Origin of the sequence: Salinarimonas soli, assembly GCF_008386575.1 — a bacterium.
Classification (GTDB): domain Bacteria; phylum Pseudomonadota; class Alphaproteobacteria; order Rhizobiales; family Beijerinckiaceae; genus Salinarimonas_A; species Salinarimonas_A soli.
This window is the reverse complement of the sequence record NZ_VUOA01000203.1, coordinates 1-485: the sequence shown is the minus strand read 5'-3', so window position 1 is coordinate 485 and position 485 is coordinate 1. Positions and strand designations below refer to the sequence as shown.

At 54.6% G+C, this 485-nt stretch carries 1 protein-coding gene; it reads left to right on the top strand.

All coding sequences use genetic code 11. The annotated features are described in order from the left end of the window. The coding region (locus tag F0L46_RS27850) for a cation transporting ATPase C-terminal domain-containing protein (protein WP_188312165.1) at window positions 1-485 on the top strand (485 nt) is incomplete at both ends.

The window sequence follows — 485 nt, the reverse complement described above, 5'->3', positions numbered from 1 at the left end:
CTCATCCAACATCGGTGAGGTGGTCTCGATCTTCTTGACTGCCGCTCTGGGTCTGCCCGAAGCTCTGATCCCCGTCCAACTGCTGTGGGTGAACCTGGTCACTGACGGTCTGCCCGCTACCGCCCTCGGATTCAATCCTCCCGATCTCGACATCATGGACAAGCCTCCTCGCAAGGCTGACGAAGGTCTCATCTCCGGATGGCTGTTCTTCAGATACATGGCTATCGGTGGCTACGTAGGTGCAGCCACAGTCGGCGCTGCCTCCTGGTGGTTCATGTACTCCCCGTACGGACCTCAAATGACATACTGGCAACTCACTCATCACTTACAATGTATCAGCGGTGGTGATGAATTTAAGGGTGTTGACTGCAAAGTGTTCACTGACCCTCACCCGATGACGATGGCTCTCTCAGTGCTGGTCACAATCGAGATGTTAAACGCCATGAACAGCTTGTCTGAGAATCAGTCTCTGGTCACCATGCCGC